Source organism: Streptococcus sp. HMSC071D03, assembly GCF_001812125.1.
Taxonomy (GTDB): domain Bacteria; phylum Bacillota; class Bacilli; order Lactobacillales; family Streptococcaceae; genus Streptococcus; species Streptococcus pseudopneumoniae_N.
The window spans coordinates 1-7,171 of record NZ_KV807778.1 but is presented as its reverse complement, the minus strand read 5'-3'; the positions used below and the strand labels follow the sequence as shown (position 1 = coordinate 7,171).

Below are 7,171 nucleotides of genomic sequence, written 5' to 3'. Positions count from 1 at the left end.
AGTTTGCTCTTTGATTTTCATTGAGTATTACTTTCAACAATGGATTCGCACTTGTCGATAAATTTTTGCTCATTTACAATAATTTTGTTGTATGATAGATTAAATATAAAACACTATAATAGATTGAAATAAGGTATGAACAATTCGATTAGGAAAGTCAAACTAATTTCTAGAAATATTTTTAGCAGTCGTTATGTACTATTCTAGATTCAATCTATTATGCATTGTGAATTCTAAAAAATTGCTAGAAATTGACTTAAGTTCTCTAGTAAATTTGTTGAGATTTTATTTCATTTAACAATGAGTCTGGGACAAAAGTCCTAGCCTCTCAATTGTCTTTGGATTGTCGTGCAAGACGCAGTGGTTGAGTGGGCTCTACTACGCTGATTTCATCAGCTTTTACAGCCCTACTCAACTGTGCGTAGGTGGGACGACGAAATCGAATTCTAACGAATTACCGATTTCTGTCCCACTCTCTAAAAACTTTTTCCTTGCTTTGCTAGAATATAGTAAGATCTACTGATGAGCTGGTCAATGTCAATGTTTTTACTCAGGCTAGGATATTTCTTCAGTAGACTATCAACAAAAAGGGGATTTGATTTTAATGGAGGATGATTTTTCACATAGTCTGATTTCTCATCTATAAAATTCAAGAAAACGATTGCATAAACTGTTACTCCGTGCTATACTAAGATAGAAATAAATGATAGGAGAGTGTCTATGAAAAACACGTCATCTCAACCAGATAAAAAAATGATTTACAGCATCCGTTCTCTGAAAAACGGAACTGGCTCTGTCCTTATTGGAGCAAGCTTTATCCTCCTTGCCCTAACAGCACCTTCTGTATCTGCAGCTGAAACTAGTCCTGGCACGCAAGAAAATGTAAGCGCTATTAGCGCAAACCCAGCTACTACAGAAACCAGCCAAGCTGAGGAAAAAACGCCTATTTTGGACCACAAAGATGCAAACGCTTCCCTAGAGTCTAAAACATCTGAACCAGTAGCAGTTTCTGAAACAACTACAACTGAAGCTACTCCAAGCCTTCCAAACAATAAAGACGATAAAACAGAAGTATCAAGTCTAGCCGCTGAGAAAGCTTCGCCAGCAGACACTGTATCTGAAACCCCAATCGCAGACAACTACTTCCGTATCCATGTCAAAAAACTTCCTCAAGAAAACCAAGATTCGCAAGGTCTTTGGACTTGGGATGATGTTGAAAAACCATCTGAGAACTGGCCAAATGGCGCCCAGTCTTTCAAGGATGCCAAGAAAGACGACTACGGCTACTACCTAGATGTCAAACTAAAAAATGAGCAAGCCAAGAAAATCAGCTTCCTCATTAACAACACCAAAGGGGACAACCTTACTGGAGATCGTTCAGTAGAGCGCCTCTCTCCAAAGATGAATGAAGCTTGGCTAGATGAGGACTACAAAGTCCACAACTACCAACCTCAGCCAGCGGGAACGATCCGCGTCAACTATTTCCGCACCGATGGCAACTATGACAAGAAATCCCTCTGGTACTGGGGAGATGTGAAGACTCCAAGCAATGGTGAATGGCCTGACGGTACAGACTTTACTGCAAGTGGAAAACACGGACGCTACATCGATATTCCGCTCAATGAAGCCGCAAGAGAATTTGGATTTTTACTATTAGATGAGAGCAAGAAAGGCGATGATGTGAAAATCAGAAAAGAAGATTATAAATTTACTGACCTGAAAAACCATAGTCAAATCTTCCTTAAGGATGATGACGAAACCATCTACACCAACCCTTACTATGTACACGATATCCGTATGACTGGTGCCCAACATGTAGCTAAATCTCGTATTGAAAGCAGTTTTTCTACCCTAGTTGGGGCTAAAAAAGAAGACATCCTTAAACATTCCAACATCACTGACCACCAAGGAAATAAAGTGACAATCACAGATGTTACAGTTGATGAAGCAGGTAAGAAAGTAACCTACATCGGTGATTTTTCTGACACTCAAAACCCTTACACCGTTGCCTATGATTCAGACCGTTTTACAACTCGTTCAAGCTGGCGTCTCAAAGACGAGACTTACAGTTACGACGGTCCACTCGGTGCAAATCTTAAAGAAGATGGCAAACTTGTTGATCTGACTCTTTGGTCTCCAAGTGCCGATAAGGTTTCAGTTGTCGTCTACGATAAGAAAGATCCTGAAAAAGTAGTCGGAACCGTCGCCCTTGAAAAAGGAGAAAAAGGAACCTGGAAACAAACTCTGAATGAAAACTCTGGTCTTGGCATCAGCAACTATACTGGCTACTACTACCAATATCAAATCGAGCGCCAAGGCAAGACTGTTCTCGCACTAGATCCTTATGCTAAATCTCTGGCAGCTTGGAACAGCGATCTAGCAAAAACAGATGCTGCCCATAAAGTTGCTAAAGCTGCTTTTGTAGACCCAGCAAAACTAGGGCCGCAAGACTTGACCTATGGTAAGATTCGCAATTTCAAATCTCGCGAAGATGCTGTTATCTACGAGGCTCACGTTCGTGACTTCACTTCAGATCCTGCCATCGCAAAAGATTTGACTAAGCCATTTGGTACTTTTGAAGCCTTTATCGAAAAACTAGACTACCTCAAAGACTTGGGCGTGACCCATATCCAGCTCCTTCCAGTCTTGTCATACTACTTTGTCAATGAATTGAAGAACCAAGAACGCTTGTCCGCCTATGCTTCAAGCGATAGCAACTACAACTGGGGTTATGACCCTCAAAACTACTTCTCATTGACTGGTATGTACTCAAGCAATCCTAAGGATCCAGAAAAACGTATCGCAGAATTTAAGAACCTTGTCAACGAAATCCATAAACGTGGCATGGGTGCTATCTTAGACGTAGTTTACAACCATACTGCCAATGTCGATATCTTTGAAGATCTTGAGCCAAACTACTACCACTTCATGGATGCAGACGGGACACCTCGTACTAGCTTTGGTGGTGGTCGTCTAGGAACAACCCACTACATGTCTAAACGCGTCATGGTAGATTCTATCAAGTATCTGGTTGACACCTACAAAGTGGATGGTTTCCGTTTCGATATGATGGGAGATCATGATGCAGCTTCTGTCGAAGAAGCTTACAAGGCTGCACGCGCCCTCAATCCAAATCTCATCATGCTTGGTGAAGGTTGGAGAACCTATTCTGGTGATGAAAATACGCCTACTAGACCTGCTGATCAGGATTGGATGAAACACACAGATACTGTTGCTGTCTTTTCAGACGACATCCGTAACAACCTCAAGTCAGGTTATCCAAATGAAGGTCAACCTGCCTTTATCACAGGTGGCAAGCGTGATATCAATACCATCTTCAAAAATCTCATTGCTCAACCAACCAACTTTGAAGCAGACAGTCCTGGAGATGTTATCCAGTATATCGCAGCCCATGATAACTTGACCCTCTTTGATATCATTGCCCAGTCTATCAAAAAAGACCCAAGCAAGGCTGAGAACTATGCTGAAATTCATCGTCGTTTACGACTTGGAAACCTCATGGTCTTGACAGCTCAAGGAACTCCGTTTATCCACTCTGGGCAGGAATATGGACGTACCAAACAATTCCGTGACCCTGCTTACAAGACACCAGTTTCAGAGGATAAGGTACCAAATAAATCTCACTTACTTCGTGACAAGGATGGTAATCCATTTGACTATCCTTACTTCATCCATGACTCTTACGACTCAAGTGATGCTGTCAACAAGTTTGATTGGACCAAGGCAACTGATGGTAAAGCTTTCCCTGAAAATGTCAAGAGCCGTAACTACATGAAAGGTTTGATTGCTCTGCGTCAATCAACAGATGCCTTCCGACTCAAGAGTCTTGAAGATATCAAGGAACGTGTCCGCCTCATTACTGTCCCAGGACAAAATGGTGTGGAAAAAGAGGACGTAGTGATTGGCTACCAAATCACTGCTCCAAATGGAGATATCTACGCAGTCTTTGTCAATGCGGACGAAAAAGCTCGCGAATTCACTCTAGGATCTGAATTTGCCCACTTGAGAAATGCCCAAGTTCTTGCAGATGAAAACCAAGCTGGAACATTGGCCATTGCCAAGCCTCAAGGACTGGCATGGACAGAAAATGGTTTGAAATTGAACGCTCTTACGGCTACTGTTTTGCGCATCACTAAAGAGTCTCCAGCACTTCCTTCAACCCAAGAAAAACCAGAAGTGCAACCAAGCACACCTAAAACAAATACAGACAAGCCAGAAGCTAAAGGGCAAACTCTAGCTAACAAAACTGACGCAACTAACTCTCAAAATCTAGCTAACCAGTCTGACTCAACTAACGCTCAAACTTTAGCTAGCAAAACTGACTCAACTAACGCTCAAACTCTAGCTAACCAGTCTGACTCAACTAACGCTCAAACTTTAGCTAGCAAAACTGACGCAACTAACTCTCAAACTCTAGCTAACAAAACTGACGCAACTCAATCTGGAACTGACTCACCAGCACAAAAAGTCCTTCCAAACACAGGAACTGAAAACAAATCACCTCTTGCTCTTGTTGGATTCAGCATTCTGTCCCTTCTTGGACTTGGAAGTTTCCTAAAGTCAAGAAAGGAACAATAAACCAAGGTTTCTATAAATCTAGCAACTGGATAGAAAGACATGTAAAAAGAGGCTGGGATAAAAGTCTTTAAAATCAGAAAAACGCATATTATCAGATGTTTAAAAAAACTTGATAATATGCGTTTTATAGTAGATTGAACTTAGAATAGTACGCTACGAATTCTAAAACATTTTTAAAAATTATTTTGACTTTCCTAATCGATTTGTTCATATCTTATTTCAATCCACTATATTGTGGAAAGATTTATACTCAATATTCTACTAAAATTATGTTTGTGTCTCGCCTCTTCAGATTTTAAAAAAGGTTCATTTTGATCAAGTTGCTTCAATCTCTTTCTTTTACTAGAGAAAATAAAAAACTCTTAAAAATAGCATTATGTCAGCATTTCTAAGAGTTTTTACTATATAGTATCCAACCTCTATAAGGGCAATTTTTTTATTACTGATAGGGTATGTCTACGTTCCGCCTCTTTCTAGAAGCTCTTATTTCTCTATCCTTGCTTCTGCATCTGCCACTACTTGGGCAAGACTGGTTTGACCCAACTCCTGCTCCATAGCTAGCTGAATCTTTTGTAATTTCTCATCTAAAACTCCATGGATATTTGCACCAACTGGGCAGGCTGGATTGGGATTATCATGAAAACTAAAGAGTTGTCCAGTCTTTCCAAGGCATTCAACTGCTTGGTAAACATCTAATAAGCTGATGTCCTCTAGGTCTTTGATAATCTCTGCTCCACCAGTTCCACGCGCAACTGAGATCAACTCAGCTTTTTTCAGTTGAGATAAGGTCTTACGGATAATGACAGGATTGACTCCAACACTACTAGCTAGAAAATCACTAGTCACCTTGCTTTCTTTCCCTTTTAGGGCAATAATAATCAACATGTGAGTCGCAATGGTAAATCGACTTGAAATTTGCATCTTCTCCTCCTTTTTAAGTAGACTAACTCGTTCTTTTTCTTATATTTATTATATCTCTTGTAGTTGTAATGTCAAGAGTTACCACTAAGCCAGTCATCCAACTCAGCATCATGTCCTTGTTCTTGAGCAATTTCATGAAGTAAGTCTTGATTATGGGTATGGTGAATCCCATTAACCAAGCTTTCATAATAAACTTGGTAGTAGGGTAAATTTAAGTCTTTGGCTAGCTGTAATTCTGCCTCAATATCATAATCGACACGACGAAAATCAGCATCTTTTAAACCTTTTTCGTCAAATTCTAAGATCATGTATTGGGCCCGCAAGTCCTTGCGTAAATTCCCAGATAAAAAGAAGGGTTGCCCAATCGAACCTGGATTCAGGATAAGCTGACCACCACTACCATAGCGAAGAAACTGCTGATGGATATGACCATAAATGGCAATATCGCATTCTGGATTGGTGACAAGACGATCAAAATCCTCTTGCTTTCCCATATGAATCAATTCTCGCCCCCAGTTTTTATCAGGCAAGTGATGACTAATCCCTAGCTTCAGATCTCCAAACTGGCGATGCACTTGCAAAGGATAATCCTGCAGTGCCTCAATCTCCTGGCTACTAATTTCTTCCATAATATACTGACACTGGCGCAAGAGGTAGCGATGGCTCGGTCTGCTTTCATCTAACTTGCGATGACAGGCTCGCCAAAGACTATCTTCCCAATTGCCCAGAACTCTAAGAGTAATGGGTAAAGTGTCCAATCTCTGGAGAATATTTTTTCGTCCTGTTCCAGGCATGAGGATATCTCCTAAGAGCCAATACTCATCAACCCCCGCCTTCTGAGCATCTGCCAGAACAGCCTCTAAGGCTGTTGTATTGCCATGTATATCTGATAATACTGCGACTTTTGTCATATCTTTTCCTCTTAGTTTTTCTATTTTTATTATAACAAACTCCAAGTCAAAGTCAAAAAGTATCTATATTCCTATCGTTTTTTACTTTACTTTTTTAGTGAAAAGGATTACAATGAAGATAATAAGAATGAGGAGGTTTTTGCTATGACACAACGTTATGAAAATATCATGGTAGCAGTTGACGGTTCTAAGGAAGCTGACTTGGCTTTCATCAAAGGGGTTCATTCAGCACTGCGTAACCAAGCAAAACTAACGATTGCTCATGTCATTGACACACGTGCTCTTCAAAGCATCTCAACATTTGATGCCGAAGTTTACGAAGAATTGCAAGTAGAGGCCAACGATTTGATGGCAGAATACGAAAAGCGTGCAAGAGATGCTGGTCTCACAGACATAAAAGTTGTTATTGAGATGGGTAACCCTAAAACTCTCTTAGCTAAAACAATTCCAGACAAAGAAAAGGTTGATTTGATTTTGGTTGGAGCAACAGGGCTCAATGCTTTCGAGCGCCTGCTAGTTGGTTCTTCATCAGAATATATCCTACGCCATACCAGCGTTGACCTTCTCGTCGTTAGAGATAAGGACAAAACTTTGTAATAAAAAAGAAATGAGGTTGGGATTGTTCTCCTAACCTCATTTTTTTCATAAATTGTTGACGCAGTAGTTGGAGCCAGGAAATCAAAACATCATTCAAGGCTTCCTTTTCTAGGCTCTATAATTTCTGTAGTGGGTAAATCCCC

At 40.5% G+C, this 7,171-nt stretch carries 4 protein-coding genes; 2 read left to right on the top strand and 2 right to left on the bottom strand.

The window, feature by feature from the left end:
• Positions 1 to 720: 720 nt before the first annotated feature.
• Positions 721 to 4,599: a pullulanase gene (locus HMPREF2837_RS07055; RefSeq protein WP_049549052.1), complete on the top strand. Its 3,879-nt coding sequence runs from the start codon at positions 721 to 723 to the stop codon at positions 4,597 to 4,599.
• Between the two features lie 483 nt (positions 4,600 to 5,082).
• On the opposite strand, the gene HMPREF2837_RS07050 is transcribed toward HMPREF2837_RS07055, so the two are convergent.
• Positions 5,083 to 5,520, bottom strand: coding sequence for an Rrf2 family transcriptional regulator (locus tag HMPREF2837_RS07050; protein ID WP_049549053.1), 438 nt, complete (start codon positions 5,518 to 5,520; stop codon positions 5,083 to 5,085).
• Positions 5,521 to 5,591: 71 nt separating this feature from the next.
• A complete protein-coding gene (locus HMPREF2837_RS07045; RefSeq protein WP_049549054.1) occupies positions 5,592 to 6,431 on the bottom strand; it encodes a metallophosphoesterase family protein in 840 nt (279 codons plus the stop codon).
• Positions 6,432 to 6,575: 144 nt separating this feature from the next.
• Here HMPREF2837_RS07045 and HMPREF2837_RS07040 point away from each other — a divergent pair, with 144 nt between their 5' ends.
• On the top strand, positions 6,576 to 7,028 hold the full coding sequence (locus tag HMPREF2837_RS07040) for a universal stress protein (protein WP_049504821.1): 453 nt from the start codon (positions 6,576 to 6,578) through the stop codon (positions 7,026 to 7,028).
• Positions 7,029 to 7,171 lie beyond the last annotated feature (143 nt).

What these genes read in the sequence shown, in the direction of transcription:
- HMPREF2837_RS07050 (WP_049549053.1), bottom strand. Translation starts at nt 5,520, where the DNA reads ATGCAAATTTCAAGTCGATTTACCATTGCGACTCACATGTTGATTATT.
- HMPREF2837_RS07045 (WP_049549054.1), bottom strand. Translation starts at nt 6,431, where the DNA reads ATGACAAAAGTCGCAGTATTATCAGATATACATGGCAATACAACAGCC.
- HMPREF2837_RS07055 (WP_049549052.1), top strand. Translation starts at nt 721, where the DNA reads ATGAAAAACACGTCATCTCAACCAGATAAAAAAATGATTTACAGCATC.
- HMPREF2837_RS07040 (WP_049504821.1), top strand. Translation starts at nt 6,576, where the DNA reads ATGACACAACGTTATGAAAATATCATGGTAGCAGTTGACGGTTCTAAG.